Annotated in this window: 18 protein-coding genes; 9 read left to right on the top strand and 9 right to left on the bottom strand. The window is 57.5% G+C overall.

Annotation, left to right across the window (positions count from 1 at the left end; genetic code table 11):
* The first annotated feature begins 438 nt into the window (after nucleotides 1-438).
* The 4 genes from JK176_RS07915 to JK176_RS07930 all read left to right on the top strand — a co-directional run bounded on the left by JK176_RS07915 (nucleotide 439) and on the right by JK176_RS07930 (nucleotide 6,098).
* On the top strand, nucleotides 439-2,085 hold the full coding sequence (locus JK176_RS07915) for a lactate permease LctP family transporter (protein ID WP_211587367.1): 1,647 nt from the start codon (nucleotides 439-441) through the stop codon (nucleotides 2,083-2,085).
* A 428-nt stretch (nucleotides 2,086-2,513) separates the two neighbouring features.
* The gene (locus JK176_RS07920; protein ID WP_211587368.1) at nucleotides 2,514-3,131 is read left to right on the top strand and encodes a sorbitol dehydrogenase family protein; all 618 of its coding nucleotides are present in this window, start codon (nucleotides 2,514-2,516) and stop codon (nucleotides 3,129-3,131) included.
* 20 nt (nucleotides 3,132-3,151) lie between these two features.
* Complete coding sequence (locus JK176_RS07925; RefSeq protein WP_211587369.1) at nucleotides 3,152-4,789, top strand: GMC family oxidoreductase; 1,638 nt, start codon at nucleotides 3,152-3,154, stop codon at nucleotides 4,787-4,789.
* Entirely contained in the window at nucleotides 4,782-6,098 is a 1,317-nt protein-coding gene (locus JK176_RS07930) for a cytochrome c (protein ID WP_211587370.1), read from the top strand. Before JK176_RS07925 ends, JK176_RS07930 begins: the two co-directional genes overlap by 8 nt.
* A gap of 79 nt (nucleotides 6,099-6,177) precedes the next feature.
* Here JK176_RS07930 and JK176_RS07935 read toward each other — a convergent pair whose 3' ends face one another.
* From JK176_RS07935 to JK176_RS07955, 5 genes are all read right to left on the bottom strand, one after another.
* A complete protein-coding gene (locus tag JK176_RS07935; protein ID WP_194261642.1) occupies nucleotides 6,178-6,432 on the bottom strand; it encodes a hypothetical protein in 255 nt (84 codons plus the stop codon).
* A gap of 211 nt (nucleotides 6,433-6,643) precedes the next feature.
* Nucleotides 6,644-8,182 carry a glycerol kinase GlpK gene (gene glpK / locus JK176_RS07940; protein WP_211587371.1) on the bottom strand — a complete coding sequence of 513 codons (1,539 nt, stop codon included), beginning with the start codon at nucleotides 8,180-8,182 and terminating at the stop codon, nucleotides 6,644-6,646.
* A gap of 43 nt (nucleotides 8,183-8,225) precedes the next feature.
* Nucleotides 8,226-9,122, bottom strand: coding sequence for an MIP/aquaporin family protein (locus JK176_RS07945; RefSeq protein WP_211587372.1), 897 nt, complete (start codon nucleotides 9,120-9,122; stop codon nucleotides 8,226-8,228).
* Nucleotides 9,123-9,158: 36 nt separating this feature from the next.
* The gene (glpD, locus tag JK176_RS07950) at nucleotides 9,159-10,739 is read right to left on the bottom strand and encodes a glycerol-3-phosphate dehydrogenase (RefSeq protein WP_194266768.1); all 1,581 of its coding nucleotides are present in this window, start codon (nucleotides 10,737-10,739) and stop codon (nucleotides 9,159-9,161) included.
* 118 nt (nucleotides 10,740-10,857) lie between these two features.
* Entirely contained in the window at nucleotides 10,858-11,643 is a 786-nt protein-coding gene (locus JK176_RS07955; protein WP_194266388.1) for a DeoR/GlpR family DNA-binding transcription regulator, read from the bottom strand.
* Nucleotides 11,644-11,870: 227 nt separating this feature from the next.
* On the opposite strand from JK176_RS07955, the gene JK176_RS07960 reads away from it, so the two are divergent.
* Nucleotides 11,871-12,287: an RcnB family protein gene (locus JK176_RS07960; protein WP_211587373.1), complete on the top strand. Its 417-nt coding sequence runs from the start codon at nucleotides 11,871-11,873 to the stop codon at nucleotides 12,285-12,287.
* 9 nt (nucleotides 12,288-12,296) lie between these two features.
* Here JK176_RS07960 and JK176_RS07965 read toward each other — a convergent pair whose 3' ends face one another.
* Nucleotides 12,297-13,241, bottom strand: coding sequence for a ribokinase (locus JK176_RS07965; RefSeq protein WP_211587493.1), 945 nt, complete (start codon nucleotides 13,239-13,241; stop codon nucleotides 12,297-12,299).
* A 340-nt stretch (nucleotides 13,242-13,581) separates the two neighbouring features.
* Here JK176_RS07965 and JK176_RS07970 point away from each other — a divergent pair, with 340 nt between their 5' ends.
* Genes JK176_RS07970 through JK176_RS07980 form a run of 3 tightly spaced genes read left to right on the top strand, consistent with a single transcriptional unit; the run spans nucleotide 13,582 to nucleotide 16,641 of the window.
* Nucleotides 13,582-13,764, top strand: coding sequence for a hypothetical protein (locus JK176_RS07970; protein WP_235993225.1), 183 nt, complete (start codon nucleotides 13,582-13,584; stop codon nucleotides 13,762-13,764).
* A gap of 2 nt (nucleotides 13,765-13,766) precedes the next feature.
* Nucleotides 13,767-14,816, top strand: coding sequence for a multidrug transporter subunit MdtN (gene mdtN / locus JK176_RS07975; RefSeq protein WP_194266392.1), 1,050 nt, complete (start codon nucleotides 13,767-13,769; stop codon nucleotides 14,814-14,816).
* A complete protein-coding gene (locus JK176_RS07980; RefSeq protein WP_408874187.1) occupies nucleotides 14,797-16,641 on the top strand; it encodes an FUSC family protein in 1,845 nt (614 codons plus the stop codon). Before mdtN ends, JK176_RS07980 begins: the two co-directional genes overlap by 20 nt.
* 48 nt (nucleotides 16,642-16,689) lie before the next feature.
* Here JK176_RS07980 and JK176_RS07985 read toward each other — a convergent pair whose 3' ends face one another.
* Nucleotides 16,690-17,775 (bottom strand): glycosyltransferase family 4 protein, encoded by a 1,086-nt coding sequence (locus tag JK176_RS07985; RefSeq protein ID WP_194266769.1) that lies wholly within the window; start codon nucleotides 17,773-17,775, stop codon nucleotides 16,690-16,692.
* Nucleotides 17,776-18,062: 287 nt separating this feature from the next.
* On the opposite strand from JK176_RS07985, the gene JK176_RS07990 reads away from it, so the two are divergent.
* Nucleotides 18,063-20,270 (top strand): TonB-dependent siderophore receptor, encoded by a 2,208-nt coding sequence (locus JK176_RS07990; protein WP_211587374.1) that lies wholly within the window; start codon nucleotides 18,063-18,065, stop codon nucleotides 20,268-20,270.
* Between the two features lie 7 nt (nucleotides 20,271-20,277).
* On the opposite strand, the gene JK176_RS07995 is transcribed toward JK176_RS07990, so the two are convergent.
* Entirely contained in the window at nucleotides 20,278-20,919 is a 642-nt protein-coding gene (locus tag JK176_RS07995) for a TetR family transcriptional regulator (protein ID WP_211587375.1), read from the bottom strand.
* A gap of 79 nt (nucleotides 20,920-20,998) precedes the next feature.
* The gene (locus JK176_RS08000; protein ID WP_211587376.1) at nucleotides 20,999-21,361 is read right to left on the bottom strand and encodes a hypothetical protein; all 363 of its coding nucleotides are present in this window, start codon (nucleotides 21,359-21,361) and stop codon (nucleotides 20,999-21,001) included.
* Nucleotides 21,362-21,430: the final 69 nt, after the last annotated feature.

The following is a 21,430-nucleotide window of genomic DNA, read 5'->3' on the forward strand; positions in this document are numbered from 1 at the left end:
CATAACCTTGTCTCGAACCTGCGCACCCACATGGGAAATCCGCAATAAAAAATCTTAAAATCTCCCGATATCAGTAAAATTTCTCAGTTTGGAAAATTATTTTTTCTTTCATGCAAAATTGTTCTGATCAATATTTTATATCTATTTCAGATCATCCCGATTTATTTCAGCTTCCCTGTTGATTGAGAGAAAATTTTTCACAAACCCATCAATCTTTAACCATGATATTTATCGATAAACATTATAATTCGTTCAAAACCATCAAGAGGCTTATTCTTTCCAATCCAACTATTAAAAAAAGTATGTCATAAAATTTACCGCATTCTTCAAAATATCATCATTGCCATTATTGTTATCAAAAAATAACATCCTCTTTAACGACAAGAAAAAGATATATTTTTCTAAATGTCACTTGGTTTTTATTTTGGAGGATCCAGCATGTCATCCTGGGCACAAGTTTACGATCCAATAGGGAACATCTGGATTTCTGGAGCAATCGCTCTTATTCCAATCCTGTTTTTCTTCTTCGCCCTTCTTTATCTGCATATGAAGGGTCATATTGCCTGCACCATTACTGTGGGAATTACTTTCGCACTGGCCGTCCTGTTTTATGGAATGCCCGTTTCCACGGCTGTAGCCGCCGGTCTGTATGGCTTCGCTTATGGATTATGGCCAATTTCCTGGATCATCATCGGGGCGGTCTTCCTGTACAAGATTTCCGTCCGGACAGGGCAGTTCGACATTATCCGTCATTCCATTTCCACAGTCTCGAAAGATCAGCGCATCCAGCTTCTTCTGGTCGCGTTTGCTTTTGGGGCTTTTCTGGAAGGAGCCGCCGGTTTTGGAGCGCCTGTAGCCATTACAACCGCGCTGCTCGTCGGGCTTGGATTTCCGCCGATCTATGCCGGAGGACTGTGCCTGATCGCCAATGCGGCTCCCGGCGCATTCGGAGCCATGGGCATTCCCGTGATCGTCGGCGCACAGGTGATCGGGACCGAGCCTTATGCCGTCGGTCGGCTTGTCGTCATGCAATTGATCCTGATCGGCATCATCATTCCATTCTGGCTGGTCGCCGTTGTGGACGGCATGCGCGGCATTCGTGAGACATGGCCTGTCATTCTCTTTACCGGCGTTGTTTTTGCCCTCACACAGTCGCTGACGGCCCTACTGATCGGGCCGGAACTTCCTGATATCATTGCACCGCTGGTGACGATGGTTGCCATCCCGCTCTTTCTGCGGTTCTGGAAGCCGAGCCGGGTTTTCCGTTTCGACACCGGCGATACACCCGCAGATGCCGTAATTGACAACACATCTTACACGTCATCGCAGATCATGCGGGCCTGGTCTCCGTTCATCATTCTCACGGCCTTCGTCGCCATCTGGAGCATCAAGCCCTTCAAGGCGCTGTTTGCCGCTGGTGGGCCATTGAACTGGACGGTTCTCGTCATTCAGTTTCCGGGATTGCATAACCTTGTCCTGAAAACGGCTCCGATCGTCCCCAACCCGACCCCTTACGCCGCAATCTTCAAGCTGGATTTCATTTCCTCTGTTGGAACAGCCATTCTGCTGGCCGGTGTGATGACTGTTCTGTTCCTGAAGATGCGCCCCACAGATGCCCTCGCAACATTCCGCGACACTTTGCGCGAACTGCGTATTCCCATTTACGCCATCGGCATGGTGCTGGCTTTTGCGTTTCTCGCAAACTACTCCGGCCTGTCCACCACGCTGGCTCTGGTGCTCGCCATGACCAAGGGCGCTTTCACGTTCTTCGCACCGCTTCTGGGCTGGCTCGGGGTGTTCCTCACAGGCTCCGATACGTCTTCCAACGCGCTGTTCGGCGGACTTCAGGCGGCAACCGGACGGCAGATCGGAGTGAGCGGGGAGCTTCTGGTCGCAGCAAATACGGTCGGCGGCGCGGTTGGAAAGATGATTTCTCCGCAATCCATCGCTGTAGCGTCGGCGGCCGTCGGGCTGGTCGGGCGCGAGGGCGAACTGCTGCATTTCACGCTGAAATGCAGCATCATTCTAGCCGTTCTGGTTGGGCTCATCACGACAGCGTTGGTTTTCATGGGGGTAGGCGCCTGATCCTGCGCTGACCTGAGAGCGGTGATGATGGGGCGCAGGAACATTTCTGCGCCCGTTTTCTTTTCAGGGTCTGAACAGAATTGCCGTATAAGGCCCCCAAAAACGAATTGAGAAACATTCTCAATAATAGTAAACCTCATTGCACGAATATCCCGACGACTACTCGCTTTCCCTCGAAGATTCCCGACAATAGAGCATCGTCGAACTCTTCAGGATTTTTCGGGAACCATAATAGGATAACAAGCGTTTTCGCTTTCTATCCTTTCGACATATCGTCCGAAAACTTTACTCCTCATGGGATTATTTACCGATAATCAGCTCTTCACGGTTGCATGATCACGTGACGTCTGTAGGTTGCGGACCTCTGTAAGGTGACACTGATCACGGTCATGTCATCCGTCTCGAGTGTATGCGAAGAGTGATCCTACATGACGAAAGATCGTCACTGCCCTCTTGTTGACCTCCATACGTCCTCCCCCAATGCCATGCGCCTGAACCGGCTGACGCGGATGTCGCGTCGCGATACGCTGATGACGGGCATGGCGGGTGTGGGCGTTCTGGCGGTTGGAAATGTCGTGGCCGCAGAGCCTGCGACTGGCGCCGATCCGGAACTTGAGCGCTTCATGAAGGTGTCAACGCGCCTGACAGATCGCGCCTCTCTTGATCCCCGGATCGGAAAGGCACTGTACGAGCGCATTCTCCAGTCCGGCCCGGAGCTTAAAGCTCAGCTTTCAAAGCTGGCGACGCTTCTGGAGAGCGGGAATTACGAAAACGCCTCAGCCTTCGCCAAAGCCGCCGAACAGGCCGATCCGGCGCTCAAGGACGTCATTCATGACATCATGACCGGCTGGTATCGCGGGGTCGCGGACGGCAAGGTTGTGGTCTATCGCTCCGCCCTGATGTTCGACGTCACCAAGGACGCGATCTACCCCAAGACCTATGCCGCGGGCGGCCCGTTCTACTGGACGACCCAACCTCCCGAAGTCGACAAGCCGACCGGCGCGCCTGCGCTGTCGCCGTCCAAGTTCGACGTGGAACCTACCTGAGAGCGGGAACAGCATCTCTTATGTCTTCTGATCAGAATCTCTCCGCCGATGTCGTGATCGTCGGGTCCGGTGTGGCTGGCAGTTCCATTGCGAACGAACTGGCGCGCGCGGGCATTTCCGTCATCGTGCTGGAAGCCGGGCCGCGTGTGGACCGTCAGCATTTCGTGGATAATTTCCGCAATCTGGAAAACAAGCCGTCCTATCAGGGCCCCTTCCCGTCCACACCCTGGGCCGTGCATCCGCCCAACCAGATGACGCCGAACCAGTATCTGCATACGAGCGGCCCGAACGCGGAAGCGTATCAGCAGGTCTATCTGCGGATGATGGGTGGCACGACCTGGCACTGGGCCGGATGTGCGTGGCGCTACCTGCCGTCAGATTTCGAACTCAAGACCCGCTATGGTCAGGGCCGTGACTGGGCGCTGAAATACGACGATCTTGAGCCATTTTATTATCAGGCCGAAGTCATGATGGGCGTGTGTGGACCGGACCCGAAGGTCGAGGATCTGGGCTCCCCCCGCCAGCAGCCCTATCCGATGGAAGCGCTGCCGATTTCCTATGCGGCGCAACAATTCCGCAAGCTCATCAACGAAAAGACACCTTATCGTGTCGTACATGAGCCGCAGGCTCGCAATACGCGGCCTTATGACGGCCGTCCGACCTGCGAGGGGCACAATAACTGCATGCCAATCTGCCCGATCGGGGCGATGTATAACGGCGGCTATTCCGTCTATCACGCCGAGGCCGCCGGGGCGAAGTTCGTACCCAATGCGGTGGTCTATAAAATCGAGCGTGACAGCGCGAACAAGAAGGTGACGGCCGTTCACTATTACGATCCGGACAAGGGATCACACCGTGTTACGGGCAAGTATTTCGTGATCGCAGCCCACTGCATCGAGACGGCCAAGCTGCTACTGGTTTCGGCCGATGAGCAGAGCCCGAATGGTATTGCCAACAGTTCGGGCCATGTCGGCCGGAACATGATGGATCATACCGGCGTGCAGGTGACGTTCATCAGCGGCGACAAGGCGCTGTGGCCGGGACGTGGCCCGCTTGAGACCAACGTGATCGACAATTTCCGCGATGGCGACTGGCGTGGCGATCGTGGCGCGTATCTCGTCCACATGGTCGATGACAATCAGGTCGATTTCGCAACGCAGCTTGCGATTTCAAAGGGGTATGTCGGCAAGGATCTGGAAGATCAGATCCGGTATCTGGCGTCCCACACCGTCCGTCTGTTCAGCCACAACGAGGCCTTGCCCGATCCGGACAACCGCCTGACGCTCAGCAAGACACATAAGGATGCGCTCGGCATTCCGCATCCGGATGTCTATTACAAGCTGCCGGACTACACGGTCCGCAGTTGCGAGCATACGCGCGGGCTGTTCAAGAACCTCATCGGCCTGATGCATGGCACAGATGAACAGTGGACGCCGGGCTATTTCCCGCAGGATCATCCCTCCGGCAGCACCATCATGGGCGTAGACCCCAAGGATTCCGTCGTGGACGGCCATTGCCGGACGCATGACCACGAGAACCTGTTCATCGCGAGTTCGTCCGTGTTCTCCACGGTCGGGACCGGGAACATCACCCTTACCGTCGCAGCCCTTGCGCTTCGTGTTGCCGATACGCTGAAAAAAGAACTGCTCCATGCCTGATTTCAAAACCGTTTTCTGGTCTTTTCTTGTTGGTGGAACGGTTCTGGCTGGACTGTCTTCTTTCGCTGCGCGGGCGGCGGATATGGATCAGGATGTCGTGAACCGTGGCGCCTATCTCGCTACGGCTGCGGACTGCATCGCCTGCCACACCAAGCCGGGCGGTACACCGTTCGCGGGAGGGCTGAAGATTGCAACGCCCATGGGCGACATCATTTCTACGAACATCACGCCCGATGCCGATCATGGGATCGGCAAATACTCGGAACATGATTTCGAGCAGGCCCTCCGCAAGGGCAAGCGCCGCGATGGCGCAAACCTCTACCCGGTCATGCCGTATGTCTCCTATGCGGCCCTGACGGATCAGGACGTTCACGCGCTTTATGTGTGGTTCATGAACGGGGTCAAACCTGTCGCGCAGACGCCCCCCGCAACCCAACTCAGTTTTCCGAGCAATATCCGCCTGACACTTTCAGGCTGGAACATGCTGGCGGGGACCGAGACGCAGGAAACTGGCGATTCTGCGAGTTATGACAAGATGCGGCGTGGCCGGTATCTGGCCATTGCGCTCGAACATTGCGGAACCTGCCACACGCCGCGCAACGTCATGCTGATGGAAAAGTCGGACCAGTATCTGGCGGGAAGCCCGCTGTCCGGCTGGTACGCTCCAAATATCACACCCAGCAAAACAGGCGGGATCGGAGACTGGAGCGAAGACGATCTCGTCCAGTATCTGCGCACGGGCCGGGCCAAAGGCAGAAGTCAGGCAGCCGGACCGATGGGAGAAGCTGTCGAACACAGCACGAGCCATCTGACGGATGCAGATCTGCATGCACTGGCGGCGTTCGTCCTTCAGGTCAAGGCGATCGACGATGCGTCCGACACTCAGCCTCGTGACGGTTTTGGCAAGGCGAACGACATTCCCGACCTGCGTTCGGGCAACCTGACGCGGATCGACAACCTGTCGCAGAAAGCCCCGGAAAACCTGTTCGATGCCAACTGTGCCGCCTGTCACGGGCAGAACGGCGCGGGCACCGTCGATCAGTATGCGCCGTCGCTTTACAAAAACTCCGTGGTTGGTGCGGGCCGTCCGGACAATCTGATCATGACAATCCTGACGGGTGTGAACCGCAAGACGGCGGATGGTCATGCCAGCATGCCGGCGTTCGGCAGCACTTCAGATGTGCAGCGTCTGGATGATGCGGAAGTCGCGAGCCTTGTGAACTATGTCAGCAAGACCTTCGGAAGCGGCACCTACACCGTAAGCGCAGATCAGGTCGCCAAGGTTCGCAAGGACCATACGCCGCACTGATTTTCGTCAGTTACGGGCCATAATAAAAAAGGGGAGCCGGATCAGATCCAGCTCCCCTTTTTCTATGAAAAAATCCGGTTCAGCCTTCGCTGGAGCGGCGCTTCATCAGCAGCAGGATGAAATACGGCACGAAGAAATAAAGCCCGATCATGACCATGAGCGGACCCAGCAACCAGGCCATGTTTTCATGAAACAGCGACTGACTGAAGAGATTGCCAAGCCCCATCATGCAACTGACGCAAAAGAAACCACCCAGATTTGCGAAAAACCCACGGTCTCCGTTGATCTGGCGCAGCTGATTGAAAAAGGAACTGGACTGCTGCGGAACGGTCATTGCGGGCATACTTCCTGTTTTCCTGTCGAAAATGGACAAGAACACGCCAGTCGTGGCCTTCCATTTCGTCGGAGTGCCGGGAAGGATACTGCCAAGTCCGGCAAGATCAAAGCCTCAACTCCACAAAGCAGCGCAAGGCCTTGCTCTGTCAGGCATCCAATAAAAAAACCGGCGCCTTTGGGGGCGCCGGTTTTCCTGAAACATTGACCGCTCAAGCAGCCTGACTGGAGACCGCAGAGACCGTCGCGGGCGCGGCCGCAGCAGGAGGCGTCAGCGTGCGACGGACGGCATCATGCCAGCCATCAATCATGATGCGACGCTGTGCCGGGTCCATCTTCGGTGCGAAAACGCGCTCCTGTTTCCAGGTCGCCGCAACTTCGTCCAGACTCTTCCACAGCCCGACCTGCAATCCGGCAAGGAAGGCTGCCCCAAGAGCCGTGGTCTCGATATTGACCGGACGCTCAACCTCGGCCTTGAGCATGGAGGACAAGAACTGGGCAAACCAGTCGTTGACTGCCATGCCACCATCAATCCGCAGGATGCTCGTGCGCATGGCACCGTCCTCGCGCATGGCGCGGATCAGGTCATAGGTCTGATAGGCCACGGATTCCAGCATGGCGCGGGCGATATGCGCCTGCGTGGAGCCGAGCGTCAGGCCGCAGATCAGGCCGCGCGCGTCAGGGTCCCAGTGCGGAGCGCCAAGGCCCACGAAGGCCGGAACCATATACACGCCGTGGCTGTCCGGGATACGGGTTGCCATGTCGTCGGTCTGGGAGGCATGCGTGATTAGTTGCAGGCCATCACGCAGCCACTTGATGCCTGCGCCCGCCACGAAAATGGAGCCTTCCAGCGCGTAGAAGGTCTTGCCACCAATACGATAGGCGATTGTGGTCAGCAGGCGATTGTTGGACATGATGGGCTTTTCGCCGGTGTTGAGCAGCATGAAGCAGCCCGTACCGTACGTCGCCTTGGCCATGCCTTCATGGAAGCAGGCCTGCCCGATGACGGCAGCGTGCTGGTCGCCTGCCATCCCGCCAATGGCAATCTTCTCGCCAAACAGCTTGGCTTCCGTCTCCCCAAAATCGCTGCTGTTGTCGCAGACTTCCGGCAGAAGGGCGCGCGGGACGTTGAAAAGCTCCAGAAGTTCATCATCCCACTGTTGGGTATGGATGTTGAACAGAGACGTGCGACAGGCATTGGTGATGTCAGTCGCATGTTTGCGGCCACCCGTCAGACGCCACAACAGGAAGCAGTCGATCGTGCCCGCTGCGAGTTCTCCGGCTTCCGCACGACGACGCGCATCGGGAACGTGATCGAGAAGCCAGGCAATCTTGCTGGCCGAGAAATACGGGTCCAGCAGAAGTCCGGTCTTGTCACGGACGACGGCTTCCTTGCCCTGCTGACGCAGGAGACTGCACTCATGGGCCGTCCGGCGATCCTGCCAGACGAGCGCGCGGTGGATCGGGCGACCCGTCTCGCGATCCCAGATGACGACAGTTTCTCGCTGGTTCGTAATGCCCAGAGCCGCAATCCGCTCCGGCCCGCCCACTTCGTCGATGGTCTCCCGCGCCGTGGCCAATACATCGCGCCAGATGTCTTCGACGTCATGCTCCACCCAGCCGGGTTCGGGATAATGCTGCGGAAACTCACGGCGGGAGATCGCCAGAGCCTGCGCATCCTTTCCAAAAACGATGCTGCGGGTCGAAGTCGTGCCCTGATCGATGGCGAGGATGCAGTCTTTCTTGTTCATGATGGACACTCCAATAAGGGTTCAAAAAAATTCAGACTGATTTTCAGGACACTCTGTTGACGACCGGGAAAGCAGGATCGCCAGGATTGGACACGACCAGAACCGGCTCGGCGGGATTGATCCCCTCGGGGGCCACGATGACCGTCTGCTCCAGATAGCGCGGCATGAACGGGCGCAGGCCGAACTGATAGAGTGCAGCACCGATCGGTCCACCGATCAGAGGAGCAACGATGGGCACCCAGAAGTAGTTGCCCGGTGCCGGCAGTGCGCTCTGTCCCCAACCCGCAAAAAAGCAGAACAGACGCGGGCCAAAGTCACGGGCCGGATTGATCGCCCAGGCGTCCAGATAGCCACAGGACGCGCCGATGATTGCCACCAGCAGACCGATGATCAACGCGCTCGAATTGGCCTGCGGAGCCTGCGTGTTGTACTGGCAGGTGATCGCGAAAATCCCGAAAACCAGAACAGCCGTCAGAACCAGCTCGTCCCAGAACGCATGCGACACCGTGACGAAATCACCGGGATGGGTGAAGAATACACCCGAAGCACCACCGTCGACGGCGCGCGTCAGGTTATGCGCCAGATTGAAATGGTCGATAACCGGGACATAAAGCGAGTAAACTACCGCTGCACCGGCACAACCACCCAGAACTTGAGCGCTAATGTACGGAAGCACTTTTTTCCACGAGAAGCCGCGGAACATGGCCAGAGACAGCGTGACAGCCGGGTTCGCATGCGTTCCGCTGATCGCGCCGGTGGCATAAATCGCCACCGTCACACCCAGACCCCAGACGATACACACGCCCCAATAGGCCGTTTTGTACGGACTGGGATCGTAGAGCGAGTACATGGCCGCAACGCCGTCTCCGAAGAGAATGATGATTGCGACTGCGAAGAACTCCGCGAGGAGCTCACCGAGATAACGTCTGTTTTCTGACATGACTGATATCCGCCATGAAAAATGAAGTAAAAATGGTCAGGCGACGTTCTGCCGCACGACCTGATCGGGATTGGCAACGGAGGCGACGACCGCTGGCAGACGTCCCTCGACATAGGTCTGAAGGGCCGCGCGACCAGCATCATTAACGAACAAACCAAGCCGTGAGCGACGCCACAGGATGTCCTCGGCGGTGCGGGCCCATTCGTTGTCGATCAGGTAATCCACTTCCCGCGCGCTGAGCGTGTCGCCGAACATCTGACCCATGCCTTCCGCATCTGCAGTGGCGATTTCATAAGCCCGGAGCCCGTAATTGCGCATCAGACGCCACGAACTGCGCTCGGAAAGATGCGGCGCGTATCCACGGAAGCGACGAAGCTGTGCGTCGAAATCCTTCGGCGCGAACTCTCCTCCGGGAAGCGGGGTGCCATCCGTCCAGCCCGGCTTGTGCAGGACGGGGAGATGCGGCGCGAGCTTCTCGACGGCATGTTCGGCCAGCTTGCGGAAAGTCGTGATCTTACCGCCGAAAACGGACAGGATCGGCGCGGCCGTCGCATCCACATCCAGCACATAATCACGCGTCACGGCCGAGGCATTGCCCGAATTGTCGTCATAGAGCGGGCGCACGCCTGCGTAGGTCCAGACGACATCATCGGGGCTGACGGTTTTCGTGAAATAGCGGTTTACGCTCTCGCACAGATAGCTGATTTCCTCAGGCGAGATGTCGACCTTCCCCGGATCCTTCTCCCACGGAACATCCGTGGTGCCGATCAGGGTGAAGTCCTGCTCGTAGGGAATGGCGAAGACGATCCGCTTGTCCGGGTTCTGGAAGATGTAGGCCTGCGAACCCTCAAAGACGCGCGGAACCACGATGTGGCTGCCCTTGACCAGACGTACCTTGTTGCGGCTTGGCACGTTCAGACGGTCCTGAAGCAGTTCCGCCACCCAAGGACCGGCAGCGTTTACGAGGGCCTTTGCCTGAACCGTGCTCTGCTCGCCCGTCTGGGTGTTTTCGAGCGTGGCGGTCCAGACCTGCGGGCCGCGAACAGCCTTAACGAGACGCGTGCGGGTCTGGACGTTCGCACCCACGCGCACGGCATCCATGGCGTTGAGAACCACGAGCCGACTGTCCTGCACCCAGCCATCCGAATATTCAAAACCGCGCACATACTCCGAACGCAGCGGCTTGCCCGCCGGAGCCGAACTCAGATTCAGAGCCTTCGTCTTGGGAAGCGTCATGTTCGGGCACAGATGATCGTACAGGAACAGCCCCGTACGCAGAAGCCATGCCGGACGCAGCATTTTCGAATGCGGCAGAACGAAGCGCATTGGCCAGATGATGTGCGGTGCGATCTTCAGCAGACGCTCACGCTCCATCAGGGCCTCACGGACCAGCCGGAACTCGTAATATTCGAGATAGCGCAGGCCGCCATGAATAAGCTTGGTGCTGGCGGACGATGTATGGCTTGCAAGATCATCCTGCTCGACGAGAAGCACATTCGCCCCCCTGCCCGCGGCATCTCTTGCAATTCCGCAGCCATTGATCCCCCCGCCCACAACCAGAAGGTCGTAGGGCGCGGATGGATTGGCCGAAGATGAAACCTCATGAATCGATGACATCATAATCTCCTGTCATCACGCTCCAAAACGAGCGGTCGATGTTCGTTTTGGAGCATGTTGAGCGATAAAGAAAGGGGTTTATGTGATTCGTAACGCAATAGTGTTAGAAGACGCTGCGTTATTCGTGATTTTCAGCCACATGCAGCGTGACACCCGCAGCATCCAGAAGCCGCTGAAAGGAGTCGGAGACCGGACGGTCGGTGATCAGGTCGTCGATATCCCGCAGATCCCCCACCCTACCCAGCGGATGGCGCGTGAACTTCGTATGATCGGCCAACAGCAGAACACGACGCGAGTTCCGGATAATTGTCCGTGCGCACTGGATTTCTTCCAGATCGAAATCCAGCAACGTGCCATCTTCCTCAATCCCGCTGATCCCGATTACGCCGAATTCCGTGCGAAACGAAGACAGGGTTTCAATGGCTGTGGCACCGAGAATGGCGCCGTCCTGCGGACGCAACTGCCCGCCCGCAATGATGGTATGAAAATCCGTCCGCCCAGAAACAAGCGATGCCACATGCAGATTGTTCGTCACGATCCGCAAATCCCTGTGGCTTGTCAGAGATCGGGCAAAGGCTTCCGTCGTTGTGCCGATATTGATGAATAAAGACGAACGATCGGGAATCAGGGCCGCCGCATAACGTCCGATCGCATCCTTGGCAGAGGAATTGAGGATCTGGCGCGCATCGTAATCCAGATTTTCAACCGTAGAGACGGGCGTTGCACCTCCGTGATGGCGGCACAGCAGGCCAAGTTCCGCAAGATGGGTCACATCCCGGCGAATGGTCTGAACCGCAACGCTGAAATGCTGCGCCATCTCCTCATTGGCCATGTAGCCCTGACTACGAACCAGACGCACGATCTGGTCCTGTCTTGGACTGGTGGAAGGCGGATCGTGAGGCATGATGGAATCCTGACGCGAAATGTAAGAAAGCGAACATAAGCGCACATTCCTGAGCACGGAAAGCCTTCCGCTCTGTAAGAATCTTTATTCCGGAACCGACAAAGCAACTCCAGGATTTCACAAACCGTTACAGATCGAGCCCTAAAAGCCATATTCCGGCCATGTCAGAGGATTTACCTTGAGACTGTAAGTGCCCGGAGTTGAACAGTCGGGCCTGAAGGTGAGTTATGAAGACAAAATTATTCGCAGGATTGATGGCAGGCTGCCTCCTCGCCGCAGCGCCTCTGGCTTCTGCCGATCCACGGAATTCCGGTCCTCAGGGTGGGCCCGGATGGCATGATGGTCCGGGACGAAATGGCGATTATCGCGGCAGCGGTCGGCGCGGCGGTCCTGACCGGGTGTGGCGTCGTGGAGACCGTTATGACGGCCCCCGCGGCAATCGTTGGGCCGTCAATAACTGGCGCAACTATCGTGGCCTGTATGCTCCACCGCCCGGTTATTACTGGACGCGTTCTGGAAACCAGTTCCTGCTGACAGCTCTGGCAACGGGTCTGATTGCCGGGGTCGTTGGCGCCAATATTGCGGCACCGCCTCCAGGACCGCCTCCGCCGCCCCCACCGGGATATGGACCGGGGCCACGCTAAGGAAGCGACCTACTGTTGAAGAAGCGCCGCGACCTCGCTCCATTCCGGTGCGGCGTCTGCGGCGCCACGACGGGTCGTTGCCAAAGCTCCACAGGCTGAGGCGATCCGGGCTGCTTCCGGCAGATTTTCTCCACGGGCCAGCGCAACGGCAAGCCCTGCATTAAAACAGTCTCCGGCAGCCACGGTATCGATCGGAGTTACCTGAAATGGCGGGATGTGTCCTGATGACGTTCCATCGTGCCAGAACACGCCTTTCGCTCCCATCTTGACCAGAACGGCGCGGACACCTTTCGCCACAAGAGCTTCTGCGGCCGTCTTTGCATCTTCAATAGTCGCGGGACGAATGCCGGTGAGGCTGAAAGTCTCGCTTTCATTGGGTGTCAGAATGTCGATCTCGCTCCATAAAGCGGCGAGGAGTCCATCTTCGGGTGCAGGAGCTGGATCAAGTACAACCAGCCCTCCCGCCCGCTTCGTCTGACGCGCGGCAGCAAGAACGACTGCCTGGGGGATTTCGAGCTGGAGCAGAAGAACCTTCGCCCTGTGCAGCCAAGGCGATGCAGCCACAACATCCGTTCCGTCCACCGCCATGTTCGCCCCGCCGGCAACGGTGATGCAGTTCTCCGCCGAAGCGTCGATCCCGATCAGGGCAATGCCGGTCGGGTGCTCGGGATCATCCCGCAGCGGCGAGAGATCCACGCCGAAACCCTCCAGACTGGCCCGGGCCTGCGCTCCGAACGCATCGCACCCCACACGACCGGCGAGAGCGACATCCACGTCGAACGGTTGTGCAAGCCTTGCAGCAGCCGCCGCCTGATTGCTGCCCTTCCCGCCCAGTCCGATCGCATAACTGTCGGCATGCACGGTTTCACCGGGTCGGGGAAGCCGCTGGCTTCGGGCCGTCAGATCAATATTGATACTGCCGAAGGAAAGGATCAGAGGCGTCCGCAAAGTCATGTCCATCAGGCCGAAAGCTGGAGAAAGTGAGGATGTCCAAGCCTGCTTATCGGATGGCCCGACGCCCTTCAAGCAGAGCATCATTCCCGTCCTCAATCCGAATTCGTTTCTTGACTTGCAACTTTTCACAGAAGCAGCAGTTTTCCATTCTCGACTTCCCTACCGGGTCGACAGGACTGTGTCTTTCGCAAATGATTGTGATAGGCTTCAGCCCTCCTGATGGCCGCGCGAAAGTTTCCTGCCTCCAATGCGACCTGCCCGCCTCCGATCCTGCATCTCCGGCCCCGCTTTTCTCCTGACGGGCGGATGCACTCTTCGCGGCGCTCCGGCCTTTCCGATCATGGGAGCCTATTTCCCGGGCTGGATGGCCTGCGCACTGATCGGCGTGGCGACGGCTGTGGGCCTGCGCGTCCTCTTTCTGCTGACAGGGCTTGATGCGCTGCTCAGCTTCCGCCTCTTCACCTATGTCGCCCTTGGCGTCATCGCCGCACTCACGGTGTGGACGCTGGTATTCGGACCCTGATCGTGCAGCGCATCCCTGTTTCCAGCAAAAAACCAGTCGGCATCATCATTGCGGTCCTGTGCGTGGGAGCGGCCACCGCTTTCGGCATACATGTCGCCCATGAAGACAGTGCTCACCCCTCCTCCGATAGCGGCATCATTGATGCGGAAGTGGTGCATATCGCTTCGGTTGTGGGAGGGCGCCTTAAAATACTGAACGTGTCGGTCAACCAGCATGTGCACAAAGGCGATGTGCTATACCAGATTGACCCTGAGCCTTATGAACTGACGCTTCGACAGGCGAAAGCCAATCTGGATCTGGCCAATGCGGAAGTGGAGAACCAGACGCGCTTGCTCAGCGTCAAGACCTCCAACGCCGCAACGGCTGGCGATCAGGTTTCCCGCGCCCAGACCAACCGGGATCTGGCGGCGCGGACGGTGGAGCGGCTTCAGCCTCTGGCCGGAAAGTCCTATATTCCTTGGCAGCAATACGATCAGGCCCGCGTTGCCCTACACGACGCCGAAATCTCGCTGGCCCAGTCCCGCATCCAGTCCACGGCGGCCACGACTGCAATTGGCGATCTGAAAAGTTCGATCGCCGCGCGTGATGCCAGTCAGGCAGCGTATGATCGTGTCCGGTATGAACTGCGACAGACCACGGTCATTGCTCCTGCGGACGGATATGTCACCAGCCTGCGCGTCAAGGTCGGCGAAGTTCTGGCGCCCTCGCAGTCTCTGTTCACGCTGATCGCGGACAATGAATGGTATGCAATGGCCAATATCCGGGAGGGCGATCTTGAAGCCGTCGGGGTTGGAGACTGCGTGACGGTCCATTCCATGATCGATCGGAACACACCGATCCGTGGTCATGTCGAAAGTATCGGCTGGGGCGTTCTGTCGGTGGATTCCTCCGGAATTGCCCGTTCGCTTCCCCTCGTGCCGCGACAGATGGACTGGGTGCATGTCGCCCAGCGTTTCCCGGTCCGTATCCAGTTGGAGAAAGCGAACCCTCTACTGCTGCGACTTGGCGCCACCGCGACGGTCGAGGTCCGGCATGGCGCTGCCTGTCCCTGAAGCCACCTCTCCGGACGTTTCGGATCAGGACGTGATCCAGTCCGCATCGCCCCTTCGCACCCTTGGGCTGGCGCGGATTTGGCGCCTGATATGGGACCCTGCGCCGGGACGTATGGGCTATGCGCTGCGTATGGCGGCGGGTTGCACAACCACCGTTCTGGTCGGGGAAATCTGGCAGGTTCCCGATCTGGGCGTTCCGGCACTCGTGACGATGGCACTATGGCAGAAAGACCGCGTGACCAATGCCCTCGTCGGGGTTCTGGTGAACATCGTGGTGGTGTTCTTGCTCCTGCTGATCTATGGCCTGATCAAGATCACGCTGGATCACGCGATGGAACTGGTGATCGTGATCGCCCTCCTGTCATTTGGGTTTTTCTTTCTGGGGTCAGCCAGTAAACTCAAACCCGTAGCCTATATGTTCGGCCTGATTATCGTCTTTGGACTGGTCGTGATTGATCAGGTTCCGGTCGGGGAAGTCATTACTCGGGCTATTCTTTATACGGATCTGTTTCTGGCCGTGCCGGGAGCGGTCATGATCGTGCTCGGTATGCTGATCTGCCCGTCTCCGCGCAGGGTTCTGACCGACGATATTGCAGCCCGTCTTCTCATGGCGTGCCGCCTGCTTCGGGGCGCGGATGACCGTACCCGCGAACAAGCGACGGACATGCTGCGCATCGGCACGACAGACATGATGAAGTCTGCGAAAATGGCCGGGCTGGAAAAAATTTGGGCGGTCAAAGATCTGGCCTGCCTCAGACAGGCCGCAAGCAGCAGCGTGGCCGTCCTCGCGCTCGCCGATGAAGCAGACCGAACCGGACTATCAGCAGAAGACGCGGCCTGTCTGATAGCAACGCTTGAAAAAATGGCCGCCATTTTCGCAGCCGGGGACTATCCAGCCGACATCGAGCGCCCCACCGTCAGCACCGCATCTCCAGCAGCCTGCGCCATGGCGGACATGCTGCCCGAGTTTACCACGCTCCCTGCGGAAAGTACGAAAGCTGCCCCCCCGGAGAAAAAATCCGGCTTCTTCGCGGACGACGCATTCAGCAATCCCGAACATGTCCGGTTTGCGGTCAAGGGCACGGCGGGGGTTATGCTCAGCTATCTGGCCTTCATGGTGCTGGACTGGCCCGGTATCCACACCTGCATCATCACCTGCTTCATCGTTGCGCTGCCAACCATGGGGGAGATGGTTTCCAAGCTGACCCTGCGTATCTCAGGGGCGCTTGTGGGGGGGGCGATTGGCATTGGCTCCATCATTTTCGTCATGCCCTATCTGGATGGGATCACCGGTTTTCTGGTTCTGATTTTCGTGGTGTCCCTGCTCGCGGCATGGGTCAAAACGGGTGATGAGCGCATTGCCTATGCGGGGTTTCAGATCGGTCTGGCCTTTTATCTATCGGATCTGAAAGGCTTCGGCCCCACCAGCGACATGGAAACCGCGCGGGACCGTATCATCGGAATCATGCTGGGCAATTTCATCACCTATGCCATGTTCACGAGCTTCTGGCCGGCGACCGCCAGAGACAGAATTGGAGAAGGTCTGCGCAAACTGGCGGAAGCTCTCCAAAGACAATCTCAGGCCTTGACGCCGCAAGCCCGCGCAGAAGCGATTGCCAGCACCCAGTCCGCCCTTTCGGAAAGCGAGCGCACTCTGGAATATGTCATGGCAGAACCCATCAACACCCGCGTTGATCTTCCCCGTCTGAGGGAGACAAAACAGGCGCTTGCTGATGCTGGCTGCCTCTCGGAAGACCTGCTCGTCACACCCGAAAGAGCAGATCTGACCAATCACACCGCACGCCTGGAACGACTTGCAGGGTAAGGAGCCTTGGCGTTTCTGAGGGATTTTCTCTCCCTCCGAGAGCGAAAACTAGGCGTCCAGAAGCTCTTTTGAAAGCTCCACATGCTTTCGGGCATACGCCACGGAATTAATGGCGTTTTTCACCCGCTCCTGAGCAGCTTCGGTTCTTTGCAAAGCGCCAGACGGATTGGTACGCACCGCAGAAATCGCCTCTGCAAGCGCCGTCGGGTTTCGTTCTGGCACATAGAGTACAGAATCTGACCCAAAATAATCTGTCAAACCACCACAGTCTGAAGAAATGACCGGGACTCCAAGAATAATAGCTTCTTCAACAACAGTAATGCCAGAAGCATGTCGATTGGACTGAAGGGGAACTACAACGATATCAGCGTCAGAATAAAGGCCGATCAGCTCAGCATTGTTTTTCGCCCGCACAAGCGTGACATTAGGAACATTCTTTGCCGCTTCAAATGCAGCAGGCGAACTGCTTGCGATGCTGAATTCCACATCCGGCAACGCGCTTGCCGCAGCGCAGAAGGTCTTCCAGTCTCTGTGCTCGTCGTTGCCAAGCGAAAGAACCTTGAGTTTTTTCCCCTGGCAGGTTTTGCGAGCAGGCTTCATATCGTCTGCCCGGATGCCGAAATGCACCCGCTCAACACGCAGATCCGGAAACATACGCCGACCATCATCCCGGTTGAAAACCGAGAGTACTGTCAGAAGGTCGAGGTCTTTCATAAGACGCCGGAAGAACCATTTCCTCCAGAAAGGCTGTTTGCGCCAGCGATCAATCAGCCAGACAGCCTGCCCAAGAAGCTTTGGCCTGCGCACAGGCTTCAGAATTCGGAACAGGAGGAGAACTGCCAGAGTCTGCGATTCTGTATGCGTCCACACCACATCGGACGCAAGCATTTGCTTACGGTTCCGCCACGCATGGACAAAGTCGAAACCAAGCACAAGACGTGCACCATAGCGGAGCGCTTTGTTGAGCGGATTTTCGCGCTGATCTTCAGAATAAACGATTTCTATGTCGTCTGAGGCAGCTCGGGAGTAGCCATAAGCCTGCTCCTCATTCAATCCCAATATTCGGCCCGCTTCCCAGCGTTCCCGCCAGGTTTTGCTGCCAAAACCGTACGCAAGCTGCACAAAAACTTTCATCACACAACATCCAGTTGCAATGATTGCTAAATACTTAACTTTAACAGCAGAATCAACGGAAAATTAACGGAAAATTATGGGGTTTTGGCCTCATTTTCACATCAGGATGGAAAACCTCTGTTCCGTTTTGTGATCGAACAAAGCGTTTGTATCTGTGCCTTTCAAGAAACAGTCATGGGGAAACGCGCCGCATATCGGCATCAAAACAGGCGAATCATTTTGACACTCAGTGCCATAATGTGGACAGGAGACTTCAGCCCACTCATACCGACTGATCAGGACCGCTCATGAAATCCGCACGCCTGCTGCTTTGCCTTCTTTCCGGATCTGTCCTGAGCAGTATGCCCGCTTTCGCAGCAGTGACACAACCAGCTTCCAAAACCAAAACAGCCGTACCCGCCCCGTCATCTCATGCCAAAACACAAACCCCCAAAGCAGAGACCATCACGGTTCGTAGTCGAAACGGTTCTGGAACTGCTGCGGATTATCTGAACAAAGACGTGGCTTTGGGGCCGCTCGGCACGCGCTCCGTGCTCGATACACCGATGTCCATCATGGTTGTTCCGCATGATGTTCTGGTGAACCAGCAGAGCCGCAATATTAACGATCTCGTAGCGTATGTGCCGTCCGCACAGCTTGAAATGCGCGGCGATCCGAACACCAGCCGCCCGCAGTCCCGTGGCTTTGAAGGCGATGTGATTGCCAACACCCGCATGGACGGGCTGAACATGGTCATCACCACGCCCTACGCCGCCGAACAGTTCGACAGCCTTCAGGTTCTGAACGGTCTGGCAGGCGCGCTTTACGGACCGCAGAACCCGGCTGGCACGTTCGACTTCACGCTCAAGCGCCCGACGGACCGTATGACCGAACGCTTTGTCGTGGGGACGGATTCCATTGGTTCTCCTCTGGAAAGCGCGGATGTTTCGGGGCGGGTCGGCAAGAACAAATGGTTCGGCTACCGGTTGAACCTGCTGAACCAGAATGGCGAAGGCTATGTGGAGGGCTCGCATCTGCGGCGTGATCTCGTCAGTGGCGATTTCGACATTCATCTCTCGGACAAGACTGTCATCCAGATCGATGCCAGCCAGTATACCTATGCCGAGCGCGGCTATCCGGGCGGTTTCGCCTATAGCACCGCAATCCAGCTTCCTCAGGCACCGGATCTGAGCCAGAAGGGTTATGGCCAGCCACAGGCGGGCTACAACATGGAAACCGATACGGCTCTGGCCAAGATCATCCATAATTTCAACGACAACTGGAGCCTGAGGCTTGGCGGTCTGTGGCAGAATGCGGCGCGCAATGTCTTCAGCACGTCCAATCAGCTTCTGAATTCCTCGGGCCTGTATCGCCAGACGATTTCCGCAGCCCTCACGGCCAATGATTTCGTCGCAGGAAGCAATATGGCTTACCTGAACGGCAAATTCCGCACCGGTCCGCTGCGGCACCAGATCGAACTCGGCACGAACGGTTATATGATGGGGAACTATAACCCCACCTCTTCCACCGGAACCATCACTCTTGGGGAAGCCACGATCGGTCACCCCAAGAGCTTCTCAAGCGTGCAGCCTTATTATTCCGGCCGCTATAAATCCGCCGATACGATGAACCAGTCGCTGCTGGCAGGCGATACCATTTCGCTAGGCAAGCACTGGTCGATCATGGGGTCCCTCGCCTGGAGCTGGCTGAGCACCAACAACTACGCCAAGACGGGCACCAAAACATCCAGCTACACGCGCGCGGCCGCCTTCAGCCCGATGACGAGCCTGATGTACAAGCCGACGGACAGCCAGACGCTGTATTTCACATGGGGACGTTCGCTACAGGCGGGAACGACCGCCCCGGTGGGATCGGTCAATGTGAATGACGTCACGGCTCCGTTGCGCTCAGAAGAATATGAAGTCGGCTACAAAATCCTGATCGCCAAGCGCATGCAGGTCAACATTGCGGGCTTCCGCATGTCACGCCCGTTCGGATTCACGGACCCTGTGACGCATGTCTATGCGAATTACGGCACGCAGCGAAACTATGGCGTCGAATTTCAGGCATCGGGCAATATCACCGATAATCTGACGTTTCTTGGTGGCATGACATGGCTCGATGCCCAGATGCTGGGCACGGGATCGTCGCTGACGGCCAACAAGCAGGTTGTGGGCGTGCCACCACTCATGGCGAATGCACTGCTGGATTATCGCCTGCCATTTCTCAAAGGCGCGGCCGTCAACGCGAATGTTCATTATATGGGCCGTCGAGCTGCCAATGTTTACAACACGACCTTTGCGCCGTCTTACGTCACGCTGGATCTGGGCGCACGTTATGCGACCCATGCCTATGGCCAGCCGCTAGTGTTCCGCTTTGGTGTGAACAACGTGACGAACCAGAGCTACTGGGCCTCCGTCTATCCATCCAGTATCAATGGCGTCAGCAACGCCACCAACTCCGCCGTGGCCGGTCTGCCAAGGACGTACCATTTCAGCATCGAGTTGGACCTCTGAGCGGAGCTCAGCCTGAGCTCATCGGGAAATCGTTCTGCCACAGCAGTGGCTGAAGCGTGAAGGTCCGGCGCAGGATGGTTTCCAGATCCGACCGGCCTTCAGTCTTGACCCATTCGTCCAGAGCCGTCCGGAACGTCGCAATCGCCGTCCGAGCGAGAAGACGCGCCGCAAGTGACGGCATTTCGGTGGCGGGCAGCCGGGCGATCAGGGTGGAAGCGAGCGTCTCTTCCCATTCCGAATACCGGCGCAAAGCCATGTCACGCAGCGCGGGCGTCTGTTCCACCAGCCTGACGACCGCATAGGCATCCATCCGGTCGGACGAATAACAGGCGACGACCGGCACCAGCCCCGCCAGCACAGCGTCTTGTAGCGGAACGTCCAGCGGCACGGCGCGAATGGCATCGGTCAGGATCGTTGTGACGCCGTTGGTCCAGGCGAGAATGATGTCGGCCTTGCCCGGAAAATAACGAAAGAGCGTCCGACGCGAGATCTGCGCGGCTTCTGCGATTTCATCGACGGATGTTTCTTCATAGCCATATGTCGAAAACAGGCGCATGGCTTCGCGCACCAGCGCGGCATGGGTGCGGTCCTTCTTGCGCTGCCGCAGCGGCCCGTCCTGTTCGCCATCCTGGTGTGCGTCTGTCGTCATGTCGTCCAGTTATCCCGAAGTCCCCAGCGAGCATAGACCCGAACTGTTAAAGCGTTCCAGAAGGCAGAAAGCACTGGCTTCAGGACACGAGCCGGTAACGCGCCCGGACCAGCACGTCATTTTCAAGCTGCTGCCGGAGCGCCGACATCTCCTGCGGGGCAGTCAGAACCGCCACCTCGTGAAAAAACGGGCGTCTGCCCGTCACGCGGTCCTGGAAAACCTGTGCCAGAACCATGGCCACCGGATCACGGCTGCAACACAGGCATCCCGTAGCGTGGCGGCTCCTGAAGGGCAACGGTGCCGGAATGGCGGCGACGTCGCCCCACGTTTCCTCAGGCCGTGCCTTACCGATGAACAGCGCATGATTTTTGCGCTCCTGCGACCACGAACATAGTCCGGACAGGAGGCTCAGGGGGATCAGAGACATGTGGGACACGGTCATTCCGTCCTCTGTAGCAGGCCGGGCGTACCCGGGCAGCCTTTTCATGTTCCGTTTTTCATACCTCCAACT

This window comes from Gluconobacter sp. Dm-73, from assembly GCF_018256215.1.
Taxonomy (GTDB): domain Bacteria; phylum Pseudomonadota; class Alphaproteobacteria; order Acetobacterales; family Acetobacteraceae; genus Gluconobacter; species Gluconobacter cadivus.